Origin of the sequence: Pseudomonas costantinii (assembly GCF_001870435.1) — a bacterium.
Lineage (GTDB): Bacteria > Pseudomonadota > Gammaproteobacteria > Pseudomonadales > Pseudomonadaceae > Aquipseudomonas > Aquipseudomonas costantinii.
Genome location: NZ_MDDR01000035.1, coordinates 78,254 through 95,196, shown reverse-complemented (window position 1 = coordinate 95,196; position 16,943 = coordinate 78,254). Strand labels below are relative to the sequence as shown.

The following is a 16,943-nucleotide window of genomic DNA, read 5'->3' as shown; positions in this document are numbered from 1 at the left end:
TATTACGTGGCCTTCGTCACCGAAGTAGTTCCAGAGCTACTAAGCCATGAAGGCGTTATATCGATTGAATATAACTAACAACCCTATAGCGAACGCCTATTGAAACCAGATTAACTTTTAAGCACTTTCCTATATACCCACTAATGATGACGCTCAGACGCAACAATCCCATACTTGCGCAACTTGCGGTACAGCGTGTTACGGCTGACCGCCAGCAGTTGCGCCGTACGGGTTATATGCCAACGCTGCTGTTCAAGTGCAGTCAGCAGGGTTTTACGTTCTGCCTCGTCCAGGGGCGAAACATCAACAGGTGTGGCAGGCACGAGGCTCGGAGTACGTACATTTGCCGGCAGATCACCCAAAGCAACTCGGTCGCCCTCAGCCAACGCCACCAGCGTGCGCAAGACCATGCGCAATTGCCGCACATTGCCCGGCCAGGCGTAAGCGAGCAGCGCCTCTCGTGCCGCCACGTCGACTGTGACTGGCTGCCCAGCAGACTCCTGGCCCAGTATGAAATCCAGCAATTGAGCCTTGTCAGTGCGCTCACGCAGCGCCGGCAGCGCCACCTCCAAACCATTGAGCCGGTAATACAAATCCTCGCGAAAGCTGCCGGCCTGAACGCGCTCAAGCAAATTGCGGTGGGTGGCGCTGATGATTCTGACGTCCACCGCCTGCGGTGCCCCGCCGATAGGCACCACCATGCGATCTTCCAGCACCCTTAAAAGACGAGTTTGTAATGCGAAAGGCATGTCGCCAATTTCGTCGAGAAACAAAGTGCCACCGTCGGCCTGTTGTAATTTGCCGCGCATGCCCTCTTTAAGCGCGCCGGTAAAGCTGCCGCCGCGATAGCCGAACAACTCGCTTTCAATCAGGTTTTCGGGGATGGCGGCGCAGTTGAGGGCGACGAAAGGCTTGCTGGCACGTTGGCTGGCCTGGTGCACGGCCTTGGCGAAAGCCTCTTTGCCGCAGCCGGTTTCGCCGTTGATCAGCAGCGGCACGTCGCGCTCGAACACCTTCAGCGCCTTACGAAAATCATTTTGCAGCGCGGGGTCGCCCAGACAAATACCAGGCAGGCGTGACACCTCAAGCTTGGCCGGCGGCGGCGGCGGCAGGCTGCGTGCCTGACCACGCAGTGCCGCGAATAAATGCCGGCCATCACGGGTTCGCAGCGGCCAACTGGCCGTCGCGTTGGCGCTGGCGCGGCCGAGCAACTGGTCGAGGGAGCAGTCGAAAAACGCCTCCACCGGCTGCCCCAGCAACCCGCCACAAACTTGCCCCAGCAGGTTCAGCGCACTCTGGTTGACCGCACAGATCCGCCCGTCGCCGTCAAACGCCAGCAGCCCTTCGCTGAACAACCCCACCGACTCGGCTTGCAGATGAAAGCGCAGCAGCCAGTGGTTTTCAAAATGGCGCAGGAAGTAACAACTCTCGATCATCTTCGCCGACAGGTTCACCAGCGCCATGGTGTGGAACTGGCTCTGACGCGACACCGCTTCGCGCGCCGATGACACGTCCAGCACGGCCAACAGTTCACCGTGGGGGTCGAACACCGGGCTCGCCGAACAGGTCAGCCCTGTATGGCGGCCACGAAAGTGTTCATCGCGATGAATCGTCAGGGACTGGCGTTCCACCAGGCAGGTGCCAATGCCGTTGGTGCCTTCGCACGCCTCGCTCCAGTCAGCGCCCAGCCACAGCCCCGCGCGCTCGAAAATCTTGCGTTCGGACGGCGCGGTGACACAGTTGAGGATCACTCCGCGCGCGTCGGTCAGCAGTACCGCGTGACCGGCGCCAGAGAGCTGCTGGTGCAGGCTGTTCATCTCGCTGCCGGCGATGTGCAGCACTTGTTGCAGGCGTTCGCGGCTTTCCAGCAGGCGCCCGTGTTCGAGCACGGTGGGGGCGATAGTCAGCGCGGGGTCGAGGTGATAGTCCTCCAGGCAACGCAGCCAGGAGCGGGCGATGGAAGGGTCGCTGCCGGGGCCCTGGGAAAGGTCCTGCCCGCGCGTGACGGTCAAGACTTGCTGGGCATGGCGGCTGAAATGATCGTTTTGCATATTCTTATTATTCTCCCTGCGTGAGAACGGCCAGCATCCCCCAGCCACCCTACCATTGCAATCCCGACTCGACCCATCAGTCATTGGCTGTACCGTTTATGGCACAAACTGTCACTCTCGCTGTATCAGCAGTGCTACAGCAACGCCTTGCAACAAACCCCAACCCCTTGATTTACCTGGCTTGCAACGCAGTGGCCCAACCTTTGCTCTACGCTTTATATGCGCTTGCTGCGCTGCACTCCCAATAAACATAAGAGCCAGGAGATACCCACCATGCGTTACGCACACCCCGGTACTGAAGGCGCGATCGTTTCGTTCAAGGCCAAGTACGGCAACTACATCGGTGGCGAATTCGTTGCACCGGTCGACGGCAACTATTTCACCAACACCTCGCCGGTCAACGGCAAGCCTATCGCCGAATTCCCGCGCTCCACTGCCAAAGACATCGACAAAGCGCTCGACGCCGCCCATGCCGCCGCTGACGCCTGGGGCAAGACCTCGGCCCAGGATCGCTCGCTGGTGCTGCTGAAAATCGCCGACCGCATCGAACAGAACCTCGAACTGCTGGCCATCACCGAAACCTGGGACAACGGCAAGGCCGTGCGTGAGACTCTCAACGCCGACATCCCCCTCGCTGCCGACCACTTCCGCTACTTCGCCGGCTGCATCCGCGCCCAGGAAGGCACCAGCGCCGAGATCAACGAACACACTGCGTCCTATCACTTCCACGAGCCGCTGGGCGTGGTGGGCCAGATCATCCCGTGGAACTTCCCGCTGTTGATGGCCGCGTGGAAACTCGCGCCAGCCCTGGCTGCCGGTAACTGCGTGGTGCTCAAGCCCGCCGAGCAAACCCCGCTGGGCATCAACGTGCTGCTGGAACTGATCGGCGACCTGCTGCCGCCGGGCGTGCTGAACGTGGTGCACGGTTTCGGCAGAGAAGCCGGTGAAGCCCTGGCCACCAGCAAGCGCATCGCCAAGATCGCCTTCACCGGCTCCACCCCGGTGGGCTCGCACATCATGCACGCGGCGGCCGAGAACATTATTCCGTCCACCGTTGAGCTGGGCGGCAAATCGCCGAACATCTTCTTCGCCGACATCATGAAAGCCGAACCCTCGTTTATCGAGAAAGCCGCTGAAGGCTTGGTGCTGGCGTTCTTCAACCAAGGCGAAGTGTGCACCTGCCCATCCCGCGCGCTCGTGGAAGAGTCGATCTACGACGACTTCATGAAAGTGGTGATGAAGAAGGTCGAGCAGATCAAACGCGGCGACCCGCTGGACACCGACACCATGGTCGGCGCCCAAGCCTCGGAACAGCAGTTCGACAAAATCCTGTCCTACCTGGAAATCGCCAAGGGCGAAGGCGCGCAACTGCTGACCGGCGGCAAGGTTGAGAAACTCACGGGCGATATGGCTGGCGGCTATTACATCCAGCCGACCCTGCTCAAGGGCACCAACGAAATGCGCGTGTTCCAGGAAGAAATCTTCGGCCCTGTGGTGAGCATCACCACCTTCAAGGACGAAGCCGAAGCCCTGGCGATTGCCAACGACACCGAGTTCGGCCTCGGCGCCGGTGTATGGACCCGCGACATTAACCGCGCCTATCGCATGGGCCGCGCGATCAAAGCGGGCCGCGTATGGACCAACTGCTACCACCTGTACCCGGCGCATGCCGCGTTTGGCGGTTACAAGAAGTCCGGCGTAGGCCGTGAAACGCACAAGATGATGTTGGATCACTACCAGCAGACCAAGAACTTGCTGGTGAGCTACGACATTAATCCGCTCGGGTTCTTCTAACTCACCCACTGCTCGTTCCCACGCTCTGCGTGGGAATGCATCCCGTGACGCTCCGCGCCACCTTGCGCAGGACTTGAATTCTGCGCAGGCATCGGGACGCGGAGCGTCCGGGGCGGCATTCCCACGCAGAGCGAGGGAACGATCTCACTCGTTGCATAAAATAATAAGAATGGAAGGTACTTTCCCATGCCTAGCGAACCCACTGGCTCTTCTGTCGACTTCGAAAAAGTCGGCACCGACTACTTCCAACAACGCGAACTGAAAAAAGGCGCCGCCGGCTGGGTGCTTTTAGTCGGCCTTGGCGTTGCCTACGTCATCTCCGGCGACTACGCCGGCTGGAACTTCGGCTTGGCCCAAGGTGGCTGGGGCGGCATGTTCCTCGCCACGTTGCTGATGGCCACCATGTACCTGTGCATGTGTTTTTCCCTGGCCGAACTGTCTTCAATGATCCCAACCGCCGGCGGCGGCTACGGTTTTGCCCGCAGCGCTTTCGGCCCCTGGGGCGGGTTCCTGACGGGCACCGCCATCCTCATCGAATACGCCATCGCCCCCGCCGCTATCGCGGTGTTTATCGGTGCTTATTGCGAGTCGTTGTTCGGCATTGGCGGCTGGATGATTTACCTGGCGTTCTACATCATCTTTATCGGCATCCACATCTTTGGCGTGGGTGAAGCCTTAAAGCTGATGTTTGTGATTACCGCCGTCGCGGCCATTGCCTTGGGCGTGTTCCTGGTGTCGATGGTGCCGCACTTCAACGTCGCCAACTTGCTGGATATCCCGGTGACCGAGGCCAAGGGCGCCAGCACCTTCCTGCCGTTCGGCTACGTCGGCGTGTGGGCGGCTATTCCCTATGCCATCTGGTTTTTCCTCGCGGTAGAAGGCGTGCCGCTGGCAGCCGAAGAGACCAAGAACCCCAAACGCGACCTGCCCCGCGGTTTGATCGGCGCTATTGTGGTGCTCACCAGTTTTGCCCTGCTGATTCTGGTGATCGCACCGGGTGGCGCGGGGACTTACGCATTGATCAAATCGGGCAATCCGCTGGTTGAAGCACTGGCGTTGTCCTACGGCGGTTCAACCTGGATGGGCAGCTTCGTCAATCTGGTGGGCCTGGCGGGATTGATCGCGAGCTTTTTCTCGATTATCTACGCCTATTCGCGGCAGATCTTTGCGCTGTCTCGCGCAGGCTACCTGCCACGCAAACTGTCCCAGACCAACAAAAGCAAGGCACCGGTGCTGGCACTGGTGATCCCCGGCATTATCGGTTTCGGCCTGTCGCTGACTGGCCAAGGCGATTTGCTGATTCTGGTCGCCGTGTTTGGCGCGACCATTTCCTACGTGCTGATGATGGCCGCGCACATCACGTTGCGCATCCGTCGCCCCAAAATGGACCGTCCGTACCGCACACCGGGTGGCATTTTCACCTCAGGCATTGCCTTGGTACTGGCCTGCGTGGCCGTAGTGGCAGGCTTTTTGGTGGATCCACGGGTCGTGATTGGCGCCGCGATCATCTATGGAGTATTAATTGCTTACTTTGCTTTCTACAGCCGGCATCACTTGGTAGCAGGCACGCCCGAAGAAGAATTCGCGGCGATCCAGGCCGCAGAGGCCGCCTTGCACTAACTGCCGTAAACCTCGACGCGGGCGCCTTGCCCGCGTCGCCAAGGAGACACTGTATGGCAAGCTTTTCCCACGCGGTGGGTGCAATGACCTACCGCTTTGACAGCCTCAAGGACGTGATGGCCAAGGCCAGCCCCGCACGCTCCGGGGATTTCCTCGCCGGTGTGGCCGCGCAGAACGACGGCGAGCGGGTGGCGGCGCAAATGGCGTTGGCGAATATCCCGCTCAAGCATTTTCTGGAAGAAGTGCTGATCCCCTACGAAAGCGACGAAGTCACCCGGCTGATCATCGATACCCACGATAAACAGGCGTTTGCCGTGGTCAGCCATCTGACCGTCGGCGGCCTGCGCGATTGGCTGCTCAGCGACGCCGCCGACGAATACACCCTACGCGCCCTGGCGCCAGGGCTGACACCGGAAATGGCCGCGGCCGTCTCGAAGATCATGCGCGTGCAGGACTTGGTGCTGGTGGCGCAGAAGATCCGCGTGGTCACGCAGTTTCGCGGCACCATGGGCCTGCGCGGGCGCCTGTCGACCCGCCTGCAGCCCAACCACCCGACGGACGAACCGGCAGGCATCGCCGCAAGCATTCTCGACGGACTGCTCTACGGCAACGGCGACGCCATGATCGGCATCAACCCGGCCACCGACAGCATCGCCTCAATCTGCGCCATGCTGGAGATGCTCGACGCGATTATCCAGCGCTACGAAATCCCGACCCAGGCCTGTGTGCTGACCCACGTCACCACCTCCATCGAAGCCATCAACCGTGGTGTGCCGCTGGACCTGGTGTTTCAGTCGATTGCCGGCACCGAAGCAGCCAACGCCAGTTTCGGCATCAGCCTGAGCGTGCTGCAGGAAGGTTATGACGCGGGTTTGAGCCTCAACCGCGGGACCTTGGGCCAGAACCTGATGTATTTCGAAACCGGCCAGGGCAGCGCGCTGTCGGCCAACGCGCACTTTGGCGTCGACCAGCAAACCTGCGAAACCCGCGCCTATGCGGTAGCCCGGCATTTCAAACCGTTTTTGGTGAACACGGTGGTCGGTTTTATCGGCCCCGAGTACCTGTACAACGGCAAGCAGATCATCCGCGCCGGCCTGGAAGACCACTTTTGCGGCAAATTGCTGGGCGTGCCGATGGGGTGTGACATCTGCTACACCAACCACGCCGAGGCTGACCAGGACGACATGGACACCCTGCTGACCCTGCTGGGCGTGGCCGGGATTAACTTCATCATGGGCATCCCCGGCTCCGACGACATCATGCTCAATTACCAGACCACCTCGTTCCACGACGCCTTGTACGCCCGCCAGACCTTGGGTTTAAAGCCGGCGCCGGAGTTTGAACAGTGGCTGGCGAAAATGGGCATCTTCACGCAAGCCGACGGCAAGGTGCACTTTGGCAATAGTCTGCCTCCAGCGTTTCGCCACGCCTTGGCGCAATTGGGATGAAGGAGCCGCCTGTGCAACTCGACCTACCTGAAAACCCATGGCTGGAACTGCGCCGTCTCACCCCGGCGCGTATTGCACTGGGCCGCACCGGCACCAGCATCCCCACCAGCGCGCAACTGGACTTCCAGTTTGCACACGCCCAAGCGCGGGACGCCGTGCACCTGCCCTTCGACCACGCGGGCCTCAGCAGCCAACTGGCCGAACTCGGTCGCAACAGCCTCTTACTGCACAGCGCCGCCATTGACCGGCATAGCTACCTGCAACGCCCGGATCTGGGGAGGCGCTTGAGTGATGAGTCGGCGCAAAGCCTGCGCGACTACGCGGCGGCCAATCCTGGCGGTGTGGACCTGGCCGTGGTGGTGGCCGATGGCCTCTCGGCGCTGGCCGTGCATAAACACACGCTGCCGTTTCTCACACGGATGGAGGAACAGACCCACGCCGAAGGGTGGTCTTTGTCGCCGGTGATCCTGGTGGAACAGGGCCGTGTGGCAGTGGCCGATGAAGTTGGCCAGTTGCTGGGCGCCAAAATGGTGGTGATCCTGATCGGCGAACGGCCGGGGCTCAGTTCACCAGACAGTCTGGGGCTGTATTTCACCTACAACCCCAAGGTCGGTCTCACCGACGCCTATCGCAACTGTATCTCCAATGTACGCCTGGAAGGCCTGAGCTACGGCATGGCGGCGCATCGCCTGCTTTACTTGATGAGAGAGGCGTGTCGCCGGCAACTGTCGGGAGTCAATCTCAAGGACGAAGCGCAGGTTCAGACGATCGAATCAGATGATCCTGACCTGATGAAAGGTAATTTCCTGCTCAGCCCACCGGATGACCGATAGCTGCGTGATTGCGCTTTTTAGCGCCGTTTGGCAGCATCGAGTCACGGCCGCTTGTGTGGTCATTCCCCCTTTGGAAGTTGAGGCCTGGCATGCGGATTACTCAAGCGACCCTGGAACACCTGGACCTATTGACCCCGCTGTTCGTCAAATACCGCGAGTTTTATGGCGCTTTGCCGTTCCCGGACTCGTCGCGGGCTTTCCTGGAGAAGCGCCTACGGCGCAAGGAGTCGGTGATTTACCTGGCCCTGGCGGATGATGACGACAAGAAGCTGCTTGGGTTTTGCCAGCTGTACCCAAGCTTCTCCTCGCTGTCACTTAAACGGGTGTGGATCCTCAACGACATCTATGTGGCCGAAGATGCGCGTCGGCAATTGGTGGCGGATAACCTGATGCGCACCGCGAAGAAAATGGCCAAGGAAACCCACGCGGTGCGGCTACGGGTGTCGACCAGCAGTGACAACGCAGTGGCACAGAAGACTTACGAGTCCATCGGCTTTCGCGAGGACACCGAGTTCAAGAGCTACGTGTTGCCGATCAGTGAGGACTGACCTCCAAAACACCACAAATCCCCTGTGAGAGCTGGCTTGCCTGCGATAGCGGTGGGCCAGGAAATCATGCATTAGCTGACACGCCGCTATCGCAGGCAAGCCAGCGACCACAGTTTGACCCATGAGAACTGGCGATCTGACGCGCTGCAAACTTGCGACATCCCCCGCTACAAAACCAACACGCTTTTCACTTGCCAATCCGTATAATGCGGACCTCTTAGGATTGTAAGAATCACGACATACGCTTGTAGCCTAACTTACCCGTAGCCCCCCGCACTGGCCTGCTGAGCCGGGCCATTCACACAGGTGCCATTCATGGATTTCAACCCGCTCGACCTTATCCTGCATCTCGACGTGTATCTCGACATGCTGGTGAAAAACTACGGTGTGTGGATCTACGCCATTCTATTCCTGGTCATTTTTTGCGAAACCGGCCTTGTGGTCATGCCGTTCCTGCCGGGTGATTCGTTGCTGTTTATCGCCGGTGCAGTTGCCGCAGGCGGCGGCATGGACCCGGTATTGCTGGGCGGCCTGTTGATGCTGGCGGCGATCCTCGGGGACAGTACCAACTATGTGATCGGGCGAACGGCCGGAGAACGCTTGTTCAGCAACCCGAACTCGAAGATCTTCCGCCGCGACTACCTGCAAAAAACCCACGATTTCTACGACAAGCACGGCGGCAAAACTGTGACCCTGGCGCGCTTCCTGCCGATCCTGCGTACTTTCGCACCGTTCGTCGCCGGCATCGCCAAAATGCCTTACCCGCGCTTCTTCGGGTTCAGCGTGTTCGGCACCATTATCTGGGTCGGCGGCCTGGTGACCTTGGGTTACTTCTTCGGCAACGTGCCATTCATCAAGAAAAACCTGTCACTGCTGGTGGTATTCATCATCCTGCTGTCCCTGGTGCCGATGATCATCGGTGTGCTCCGCAGCCGCTTTGGCCGTGCGTCCTCCGAAGCCAAGCCGCAGTAATCTGCAATGTGGTCCCTCAGCGCCTGGCGTCGCCGGCGCCTGTTGGCCAAGCACCCGATTGCCGATGACACCTGGCAACGGGTGCGCCACCACCTGACCTTCCTCGACGGTATCAGCGCCGAGCAGGACCAGTGGTTGCGCGAAGCCTGCGTGGTGTTCCTCAACGAAAAACACCTCACCGCCCTGCCCGGCGTCGAACTGCACCAGGAACAACGCCTGCTGCTCGCCGCACAGGCGCAATTGCCGTTGATGAACCTTGGCGACCTCGACTGGTACCAGGGTTTCCACGAAATCGTGTTGTACCCCGACGACTTCCTCAGCCCGCAGCGCCATCGCGATGCCAGCGGCGTCGAACACGAATGGGACGGCGAACACAGCGGCGAAGCCTGGCAACAAGGCCCGGTGATCCTCGCCTGGCCGGGCGTGCTGGCCAGTGGCAATTGGGAAGGCTACAACCTGGTCATTCACGAGCTGGCGCACAAACTCGACATGCTGAATGGCGACGCCAACGGGCTGCCACCGCTGCACCACGACATGCGTGTGCAGGAATGGGCCAGCGTAATGCAAGGCGCCTATGACGACCTCAATCGCCAGCTGGACGCCAACCCGGACGTCGAAACCGAGATCGACCCCTACGCCGCCGAAAACCCGGCGGAATTCTTTGCCGTCACCAGCGAATACTTTTTCAGTGCCCCGGATTTACTGGTCAGCATTTATCCACAGGTGTACGCGCAATTGAGCCTCTTTTATCGCCAGGATCCCTTGGCACGCCTGACCCAACTGCAAGCACACGACCCGCGCTACCCGCCGCAAGGCGAATGACCTTACGACGTCCGGCGCATGGCATCGGCGTCAGAATATGCCTATAATCGCCGCCACTTTTAGGCCAATCCGGCCATGTTCAATGGTCAACTACGGGGGCATCGCCCAATGAGCTACAGCAAGATTCCGGCTGGCAAAGACCTGCCGAACGACATCTACGTCGCCATCGAAATTCCGGCCAACCACGCGCCGATCAAATACGAAATCGACAAAGACAGCGACTGCCTGTTCGTTGACCGTTTCATGGCCACCCCGATGTTCTACCCGGCCAACTACGGTTTCATCCCAAACACCCTGGCTGACGACGGTGACCCCCTCGACGTGCTGGTTGTAACCCCTTACCCGGTTACCCCAGGCTCGGTTATCCGCGCACGTCCAGTCGGCATCCTGAACATGACCGACGACGGCGGCGGCGATGCCAAAGTGATCGCGGTACCCCACGACAAGCTGTCCCAGCTGTACGTGGACGTGAAGGAATACACCGACCTGCCGCCACTGCTACTGGAACAGATCAAGCACTTCTTCGAGAACTACAAAGACCTCGAAAAAGGCAAATGGGTGAAAATCGAAGGCTGGGGCAACGCAGACGCCGCCCGCGCCGAGATCATGAAATCGGTTGCAGCCTACAAAGGCTGATAACCGCTCCTCATTGCCCTGGCAATCAAAAAAGCCCCGATCATTCGGGGCTTTTTTTGTGGGAAAAATTAAACGCCAAGTTCAATACTTAATACTCAGCGTTCAACTAAGTTTTAAATCTGACAAATCAGGCTACAACTAAGCAAACTCCTACGCGCGCGATTCAACGCATGGTTTATTTGATGTGTTTTCCCGGCCAGTAAACTCTGCGTTTATGAATACATCAGGTGATCGACTAAAAGCACTCCTACGGGAAGTTCATCTTTCCGCCTCCGACTTCGCCAAGAACCGCGGCGTCACGCCTCAACACGTGAACAACTGGTTCAAACGCGGCGTGCCCATGGGCCGACTCAACGAGATCGCAGAACTGCTGTGCATCTCCAGCCGTTGGCTACGCACCGGCGAAGGCCCTAAACATCCACCGGCCAACTTCCTGCTCGAAGGCCACGACACAAGGAACGTAATCCCCATCCGCGAGGACGCAGGTAAATACCTCACCGGCCCACCCTGCCCTCCAGAAAAAACCGACGTGGAGATTCCCCTCCACCCCACCTTCACCTCCGTCGAGCGCGTGCGCGTCTCCCTGCACACCCTCAAAACCTTAAACGTAAACCCCGACCGCGCAGTAGGCGCCTACATGGTCGACAACAGCATGACCGACATCATCCAGCAAGGCGCCACTCTCGGCATCGACAGCGGCCGCACCCAAATCATCGACGGCGAAATTTACGCCGTCGAACACGACGGCATGTTGCGCATCAAATACCTCTACAACCGACCGGGTGGTGGTTTGCGTATGCGCAGCCACAACGCCAGCGAACATCCGGACGAATACCTCACTCACGAGCAACGCTTCGAACAGAACTTCCAGATCGTGGGGTGGGTGTTCTGGTGGTCTACGTTGAACAACCGCCGACCGGTGCCGCTGGATGAGCATCTGTTGGGTTGGGAAGGCTCTAAATCGGATCCGGAGGTGGGCATTTGAGGTGAATGTGGGTATCATGCGGCCCACATTTGGCAGGGGGTGGCTTCAGGCTATTCACCCTGTCCGGCGATGCGGAGGAGTTCCCGCTGATGCCCCTTTTATTCAGCCTGACGCAATGTGGGCTGAGCGATTTGAAGGCTGGTGAGGTTTGTCAAAAACAAGCTGAAGCAGTCCCCGAGAAGCCGGCCACAAGCCGGCTTTTTAATGTCTAGAACAATCCTGTCCTATTCGAGGCGCGAGTTCTCAGACAATCTGTCAAGTCGTGTTCGGTCATCCCTGACCAAGACGGACTGTCTCAATCCAGAATCAAGTGCGGCAAAAACCGGCTCGAATCCTTGGTAATCAAACTATTGTCCTCCCGCACCCCTATCCCCGCTGCCTGGTCACCAATCACCCACGACCCAATCAGCGTATAGCTGTCCCCAAACCGCGGCAGCGGCGCAAACTCCTGAAGGATAAACGGCGCATCCGTATAGGGCCCGTCCTCTTTCACGATCAGCCCGTCAGCCGTTTGCAGCTCGATGTTCGCCCCTTCCCGCGAGAAGAACGGCTTGCGCACCCAGCCCTTCGGCACGGCTTTACCTGGGTCGGTATCCAGGTGGGATGCGAGCAAGTTCGGGTGGCCTTTGTTGAGCTCCCACAACAGCGGCAGGATGCCTTTGTTGGAGATGATGGATTTCCACGCAGGCTCAAAAAACTGCGTGTCACTCTCGGCAATCGCAGCACCAAAAGGCTCGTGGAAGATGAACTCCCAGGCGTGCAGTTTGAACAGGTGCGGAATCCAGCGATCTTCCAGGTCAACGAAGCGGCCTTCGGCGGTCAGGCCGATGTCTTCGATGTCGATGTGACGTGATTCGATGCCGACTTTTTCGGCGACGAGGCGCAGGTAGTCGGTGGTGCCTTTGTCTTCGATCGAGTCTTTCATCGAGGCGAAGTAGAACGGCTGGTTGACCTGCAATTGCGCGAAGGCCTGATGCAGTTTGGTGTCGATGCTGTTGAACTGGTCGGCGTGCTTGGGCAGCAACCCGCGTTCGATGCACTGCTCCAGCCAGCCCCACTGAAACGCGGCCGCCTCGTACAGGCTGGTCGGGGTGTCGTAGTTGAGTTCGAGCAACTTGGCGGGCCCGGTGCCGTTGTAGGAGAAGTCCATGCGCCCGTACAGGTGCGGGTGGCCTTCGAGCCATGAGGTGCGAATCATGTCGAAGAACGGCGCGGGGATGCTCAGGCGTTCCAGCAGTTCTTCGCTTTGGACCACGCGGGCCACGAGGTCCATGCACATGTCATGGATCTCGGTGGTCGGGTCTTCGAGGTCGTGCTCGATTTGCTTGAGCGTGAACTGGTAATACGCGCTCTCGTCCCAGTAGGGTTCGTCGTCGATGGTGTGGAACAAAAAGCCGAGGCTGTCGGCGGTCTGTTTCCAGTCATGACGCTCTGCACAATGGATTTTCTTCATGGCCCGGTTTCCTTAACTGCTCGACCCGCCGCCGCCCCAGCCGCTGCGTGCGCTGGCCTTGCTGCCGAAACCGCCACGAGAGGTGGAGGACGCAACGGACACTGGTTTGCTGGAGGAGCGCAGCGTGTTCGAATAATTGCTGCTGCCGTACCTGGCCTGGTTCGAGCGACCAAATGTCGCGCCATTCGACACCCGCTGATTGAGCGTTGAGGAACCGTAACTGCCGCGATCATCGCGGTAGCGATACACCGGTTCGGAGCGGTAGCTGTTGCGATTGTTGCTCAGCATGTTGCCGATCAGCAGCCCGGTCAGCAGGCTGCCGGTGGAGAAGCCTGAGCCTCCACTGCTCGCTTGTGCGCCAGGCACTTGAGCGTTGGCAGCGTCGACCTGGGATTGGGTCACCTGGCCTGCGGCGGTCAGTTCGAAACCGCCGAGCTTGGGGATGAACTTGCCGGTGGAGTCCTGCTGGCACCAGTCGGCGACAAAGTCAGCATCGCAATCGGCCTGGTTGTCGTACACCGGAGCAATACGGCGATGCTCGGCCATGGCCGTCATGTAGGCGTCCGAGCAGACGTCCACCGGAAGTTTTTCATCGGCACACTGCTGAACAGACTGGAAGTTGTACTTCTTCTGCAAATCGTAGGTTTTTTCCGTCGGCCCGCAGCCGGATATCGCCATCGCGACCGACGCAGCCAGCGACAGCTGGACGTACTTGCTTCGTTTCATCGGGAGCTCCGTGCGAGATCAGTTCTGGGTAGGCGTCATGCACGCGGCGTTCAACATGCCGACGCTGATGGCCACGGCGGCCACGTAGATGCCGGCCGCGAGCTCGCCGTTCTTGATGCGCTCGGACGTGCCTTTGAGCACCAGGCTGGTCAGCAGAAACGCCAACAGTTGGACGACGGCAGCGATCACCGCCCAGACGACGAAGTCGAGGATGCTGATCGAGTAGGCAATCACATTGCTGGCCGGAATGGCGAAACCGATGATCGCACCGCCCAGCGCCACCGCAGCCGCAACGTTGCCCGAACGGATCAGTTCGAACTCTTTATGCGGGGTGATGCGGGTGTAGATGAACTGGAACAGGCCGAACAGCACGGCAGCCCCCAACAGGTAGGTGACAAACCCGAACACGGCCGCTTTGTTCAGGGAGATGGAGAGAGCTTCTAGCATGGGTTTCTTCCTTTTTTAGAGCGCATTCAAGTCGGTTGTGTACAGCGAAATGCCCAGCGACGTGCTGAGGCTGATGGTGCCTTCAGCATCTTCTTCGACGGAAAACAGCAGAAACTCTCGGCGATCGGTCAGGCCTGTTTCTCGGGCATACAGCATCGAACGGTGCTCGACGGTGTAGGAGTCCTCGGGATTTATCACCTGTTCGCTCATCGCCACTAATTCTGTCTGACCATTCTCGCTTCCCCAAACGCGGGCGTATTCGACACCGTTGTGGGTGTAAGTCGGCAGCCCGATCAGACTCTGTGGGCCCGCCAGCCGACGCAGTTCCGCCTCACTGCTGAGGGTGACGTAGCTTAAGTAATTGAACAGGATCACCGACTCGACCTGCCCGGCGATGTCGCCCGTGGTGTGCACCTGCAACCAGTAATCTTCATCGTTCATGTAGTAGCGCGACAGCCAGGTCGACTGCCCGAGGTCAACGGTGCCGTTGCTCCAGATTTCCTGGGAGCTGGGGATCACCACCGAGGTTTTATCATCGAGCAACAATTTCAGGGTCGCGTCGAACATCACGCCTTTACCCGGTGCCAGGCCCAAAGGTCCGGTGACCGGCAGGGTCAATTTCGATTCGGTATTCGCTTGCGGGGCCTCAAGCCCCATCAACTGTTTAAACCATCCCATTAGAACGCTCCTTGAGGCGGGTGGAGAGAAGTACCTTGGCGGCAATAAACCCGGCGAACGCACCAAACAGATGCCCCTCGAAGGAAACACCCTGACGCGGCAGGAAGCCCAGGACCAAACCGCCATAGAGTAGCGCCACAACACCGGCGGTGATCAGGTTGCCCCAACTCCTGTGGAACCAGGCGCGCGACAACAGGTAGGCCCACAGCCCGAATACCCAGCCACTGGCACCGATGTGTACGCCGGAAAAACCGAACAGCCAAACCAGCGCGCCGCCCAGCAGGATAATGATCGCGCTGACGCTGATGAAACGGTTGAACCCTTCGATGATTACCAGGGTGCCCAGGACCAAAAAGGCGATCAGGTTCGCGCTCAGGTGAGCAAAAGACCCATGCAAAAACGGTGAAGTGAGGATGCCGAACAACCCCTGCACCGTTCTCGGGATCAGGCCGAATGCCATGAGACTGTAGCCGGTCGCCACATTGAACAGTTGCAGTGCGACCATCAACAGGGCCAGGCCTGCGATTGTCTTGAAACCCTTGAGGGCGTCCATCCTGACCTCGACGTAAAAAGAAAGGGCCGAGAATAGGCCCTTCCTGTTGCAGCGTTGTTTACTCGGCCGACTTTTGCTTCAGGCGTTCCAGAATCGCATTGGCGCTGCCTGTATCCGGCGTGATGCCGGCTTCGCGCAGCTTGCGCTCCAGGTCGGTACCGGTGGATGCCTCGGCCAGTTCGTCCTGGGCTTGCAGTTCAGCGGCGCGTTGCTGCTGCTTGGCCTGCAAACGGTTCAGCGTACCGACTGCGGTTTCCAGCTTGCCATTGGCACCGCCACTGGCGATGGAAGCGCTGACCTGGGCCTTCTGTACGCTTTCGCGCGCCTTGGCCATGTCCACTTGCTGGCGCAGGCTTTTGATCCGGCTTTCGGCCTTGGTGATGTCTTTGCGCATGCTTTCAGCGTACCCACCGAATTCGGTGGTCTGCTTTTGCTCGACGTCGCGTTCGTTGGTCAGGGTCGAAATGGCTTCAGCCACTTCCAGGGCCAGGTCTTCACGATTGGCCTGGATAGCGGCCATCGCCTTGGACTCCAGGTCTTTGATCTTGGCGTCGTATTCGCTGACGCGATCAGCCGCCAGTTTGTGCTTGGCCATGATGCTGACCAGTTCGCGCTTGGCGTTGGCCAGCGCAGTGTCAGCATCGCGAATTTCCTGGTCAAGGATGCGCAGGGCTTGTTGGTCGACGATCGATTCGCCGACTTCGCTGGCACCGCCACGCAGCGCGGTGAACAATTTACTCCAGATGGACTGAGTCATTGGATACTCCTGAATACTTAATTGAAGAAACGTTCGAAGGCTTCGCTGGCGCGCTGCACGTTGTCGACGAGGGTTTTCACCTCGGTCACGATGTTGGTCAGGCTGGAGTCGGAGCTCAACGCGCCGAACATGTTGTAAACAACTTGCCCGTTAGGCATGGACTCGATACCGATCGAGGACAGCGGGAACATTTCCCGGCTGCGCAGCACTGCGTCATTGAATGTCGGCACGTCGTTGATGGACTCGACGTCAACCAGAACGGTGTCCACGATGATTTGCTCGCCCACCACTGCGATGTAAATCGGCAAGCCTCCGAAGTCGTTCATCTCCAACTTGATGCTGGACTCGGAGCCTTGAACCAGAGAAAGCGTGATGTCGTTGGAAACCACTTCGTCCAGGGCCTGAAGCGCCGTGAACAGTCGATCGATATTCCAGTTAGTACCTGCGCTCATGTAATTCTCCGACATGAATGAGCCAGCCAGAATCGGCTGGCGAAGCTGTTTCTCCATCTGCTTGAGCAGGCTTCGATTTTCGGGAAGCACCCAAGTCTCGTGTTTCACATAACCGGCGGCCGCCAGGCCCGCGCGCATCTGCTTCATGTAAAAGCTTGATGGCTTTTT

The 16,943-nt window shown here is 59.2% G+C and carries 17 protein-coding genes; 9 read left to right on the top strand and 8 right to left on the bottom strand.

Annotation, left to right across the window (positions count from 1 at the left end):
• Positions 1-140: 140 nt before the first annotated feature.
• Positions 141-2,051: a sigma-54-dependent Fis family transcriptional regulator gene (locus BFL40_RS19175; RefSeq protein WP_071485421.1), complete on the bottom strand. Its 1,911-nt coding sequence runs from the start codon at positions 2,049-2,051 to the stop codon at positions 141-143.
• Positions 2,052-2,324: 273 nt separating this feature from the next.
• On the opposite strand from BFL40_RS19175, the gene exaC reads away from it, so the two are divergent.
• From exaC to BFL40_RS19130, 9 genes are all read left to right on the top strand, one after another.
• Positions 2,325-3,845, top strand: coding sequence for an acetaldehyde dehydrogenase ExaC (exaC, locus tag BFL40_RS19170; RefSeq protein WP_071485420.1), 1,521 nt, complete (start codon positions 2,325-2,327; stop codon positions 3,843-3,845).
• Between the two features lie 186 nt (positions 3,846-4,031).
• The gene (gene eat, locus BFL40_RS19165) at positions 4,032-5,465 is read left to right on the top strand and encodes an ethanolamine permease (RefSeq protein ID WP_071485419.1); all 1,434 of its coding nucleotides are present in this window, start codon (positions 4,032-4,034) and stop codon (positions 5,463-5,465) included.
• Between the two features lie 53 nt (positions 5,466-5,518).
• Positions 5,519-6,913 (top strand): ethanolamine ammonia-lyase subunit EutB, encoded by a 1,395-nt coding sequence (locus BFL40_RS19160; RefSeq protein WP_071485418.1) that lies wholly within the window; start codon positions 5,519-5,521, stop codon positions 6,911-6,913.
• The gene (gene eutC / locus BFL40_RS19155; RefSeq protein WP_071485417.1) at positions 6,910-7,746 is read left to right on the top strand and encodes an ethanolamine ammonia-lyase subunit EutC; all 837 of its coding nucleotides are present in this window, start codon (positions 6,910-6,912) and stop codon (positions 7,744-7,746) included. The genes BFL40_RS19160 and eutC overlap by 4 nt, the downstream gene beginning before the upstream one ends.
• A gap of 89 nt (positions 7,747-7,835) precedes the next feature.
• Positions 7,836-8,294, top strand: coding sequence for a GNAT family N-acetyltransferase (locus tag BFL40_RS19150; protein WP_071485416.1), 459 nt, complete (start codon positions 7,836-7,838; stop codon positions 8,292-8,294).
• 315 nt (positions 8,295-8,609) lie between these two features.
• The gene (locus tag BFL40_RS19145) at positions 8,610-9,266 is read left to right on the top strand and encodes a DedA family protein (RefSeq protein WP_071485415.1); all 657 of its coding nucleotides are present in this window, start codon (positions 8,610-8,612) and stop codon (positions 9,264-9,266) included.
• A 6-nt stretch (positions 9,267-9,272) separates the two neighbouring features.
• The gene (locus BFL40_RS19140; RefSeq protein ID WP_071485414.1) at positions 9,273-10,088 is read left to right on the top strand and encodes a M90 family metallopeptidase; all 816 of its coding nucleotides are present in this window, start codon (positions 9,273-9,275) and stop codon (positions 10,086-10,088) included.
• Between the two features lie 108 nt (positions 10,089-10,196).
• Positions 10,197-10,724, top strand: coding sequence for an inorganic diphosphatase (gene ppa / locus BFL40_RS19135; protein ID WP_003237090.1), 528 nt, complete (start codon positions 10,197-10,199; stop codon positions 10,722-10,724).
• Positions 10,725-10,938: 214 nt separating this feature from the next.
• Positions 10,939-11,709 (top strand): LexA family transcriptional regulator, encoded by a 771-nt coding sequence (locus tag BFL40_RS19130; protein ID WP_071485413.1) that lies wholly within the window; start codon positions 10,939-10,941, stop codon positions 11,707-11,709.
• Positions 11,710-12,004: 295 nt separating this feature from the next.
• Here BFL40_RS19130 and BFL40_RS19120 read toward each other — a convergent pair whose 3' ends face one another.
• From BFL40_RS19120 to BFL40_RS19090, 7 genes are read right to left on the bottom strand one after another with little or no spacing between them, the layout of a single operon-like run.
• Positions 12,005-13,162: a glutathionylspermidine synthase family protein gene (locus tag BFL40_RS19120; RefSeq protein WP_071485411.1), complete on the bottom strand. Its 1,158-nt coding sequence runs from the start codon at positions 13,160-13,162 to the stop codon at positions 12,005-12,007.
• Positions 13,163-13,174: 12 nt separating this feature from the next.
• Positions 13,175-13,888, bottom strand: coding sequence for a DUF1190 domain-containing protein (locus tag BFL40_RS19115; protein ID WP_071485410.1), 714 nt, complete (start codon positions 13,886-13,888; stop codon positions 13,175-13,177).
• 18 nt (positions 13,889-13,906) lie between these two features.
• Positions 13,907-14,335: a DUF350 domain-containing protein gene (locus tag BFL40_RS19110; RefSeq protein ID WP_071485409.1), complete on the bottom strand. Its 429-nt coding sequence runs from the start codon at positions 14,333-14,335 to the stop codon at positions 13,907-13,909.
• 15 nt (positions 14,336-14,350) lie between these two features.
• On the bottom strand, positions 14,351-15,013 hold the full coding sequence (locus BFL40_RS19105) for a DUF2491 family protein (RefSeq protein WP_071485408.1): 663 nt from the start codon (positions 15,011-15,013) through the stop codon (positions 14,351-14,353).
• Entirely contained in the window at positions 15,000-15,566 is a 567-nt protein-coding gene (locus BFL40_RS19100) for a rhomboid family intramembrane serine protease (RefSeq protein ID WP_071485407.1), read from the bottom strand. The genes BFL40_RS19105 and BFL40_RS19100 overlap by 14 nt, the downstream gene beginning before the upstream one ends.
• 58 nt (positions 15,567-15,624) lie before the next feature.
• Complete coding sequence (locus BFL40_RS19095) at positions 15,625-16,323, bottom strand: PspA/IM30 family protein (RefSeq protein ID WP_071485406.1); 699 nt, start codon at positions 16,321-16,323, stop codon at positions 15,625-15,627.
• A 17-nt stretch (positions 16,324-16,340) separates the two neighbouring features.
• On the bottom strand, positions 16,341-16,922 hold the full coding sequence (locus tag BFL40_RS19090) for a YjfI family protein (protein ID WP_071485405.1): 582 nt from the start codon (positions 16,920-16,922) through the stop codon (positions 16,341-16,343).
• Between the last annotated feature and the right edge of the window lie 21 nt (positions 16,923-16,943).

What these genes read in the sequence shown, in the direction of transcription:
- BFL40_RS19175 (WP_071485421.1), bottom strand. Translation starts at nt 2,051, where the DNA reads ATGCAAAACGATCATTTCAGCCGCCATGCCCAGCAAGTCTTGACCGTC.
- exaC (WP_071485420.1), top strand. Translation starts at nt 2,325, where the DNA reads ATGCGTTACGCACACCCCGGTACTGAAGGCGCGATCGTTTCGTTCAAG.
- eat (WP_071485419.1), top strand. Translation starts at nt 4,032, where the DNA reads ATGCCTAGCGAACCCACTGGCTCTTCTGTCGACTTCGAAAAAGTCGGC.
- BFL40_RS19160 (WP_071485418.1), top strand. Translation starts at nt 5,519, where the DNA reads ATGGCAAGCTTTTCCCACGCGGTGGGTGCAATGACCTACCGCTTTGAC.
- eutC (WP_071485417.1), top strand. Translation starts at nt 6,910, where the DNA reads ATGAAGGAGCCGCCTGTGCAACTCGACCTACCTGAAAACCCATGGCTG.
- BFL40_RS19150 (WP_071485416.1), top strand. Translation starts at nt 7,836, where the DNA reads ATGCGGATTACTCAAGCGACCCTGGAACACCTGGACCTATTGACCCCG.
- BFL40_RS19145 (WP_071485415.1), top strand. Translation starts at nt 8,610, where the DNA reads ATGGATTTCAACCCGCTCGACCTTATCCTGCATCTCGACGTGTATCTC.
- BFL40_RS19140 (WP_071485414.1), top strand. Translation starts at nt 9,273, where the DNA reads ATGTGGTCCCTCAGCGCCTGGCGTCGCCGGCGCCTGTTGGCCAAGCAC.
- ppa (WP_003237090.1), top strand. Translation starts at nt 10,197, where the DNA reads ATGAGCTACAGCAAGATTCCGGCTGGCAAAGACCTGCCGAACGACATC.
- BFL40_RS19130 (WP_071485413.1), top strand. Translation starts at nt 10,939, where the DNA reads ATGAATACATCAGGTGATCGACTAAAAGCACTCCTACGGGAAGTTCAT.
- BFL40_RS19120 (WP_071485411.1), bottom strand. Translation starts at nt 13,162, where the DNA reads ATGAAGAAAATCCATTGTGCAGAGCGTCATGACTGGAAACAGACCGCC.
- BFL40_RS19115 (WP_071485410.1), bottom strand. Translation starts at nt 13,888, where the DNA reads ATGAAACGAAGCAAGTACGTCCAGCTGTCGCTGGCTGCGTCGGTCGCG.
- BFL40_RS19110 (WP_071485409.1), bottom strand. Translation starts at nt 14,335, where the DNA reads ATGCTAGAAGCTCTCTCCATCTCCCTGAACAAAGCGGCCGTGTTCGGG.
- BFL40_RS19105 (WP_071485408.1), bottom strand. Translation starts at nt 15,013, where the DNA reads ATGGGATGGTTTAAACAGTTGATGGGGCTTGAGGCCCCGCAAGCGAAT.
- BFL40_RS19100 (WP_071485407.1), bottom strand. Translation starts at nt 15,566, where the DNA reads ATGGACGCCCTCAAGGGTTTCAAGACAATCGCAGGCCTGGCCCTGTTG.
- BFL40_RS19095 (WP_071485406.1), bottom strand. Translation starts at nt 16,323, where the DNA reads ATGACTCAGTCCATCTGGAGTAAATTGTTCACCGCGCTGCGTGGCGGT.
- BFL40_RS19090 (WP_071485405.1), bottom strand. Translation starts at nt 16,922, where the DNA reads ATGAAGCAGATGCGCGCGGGCCTGGCGGCCGCCGGTTATGTGAAACAC.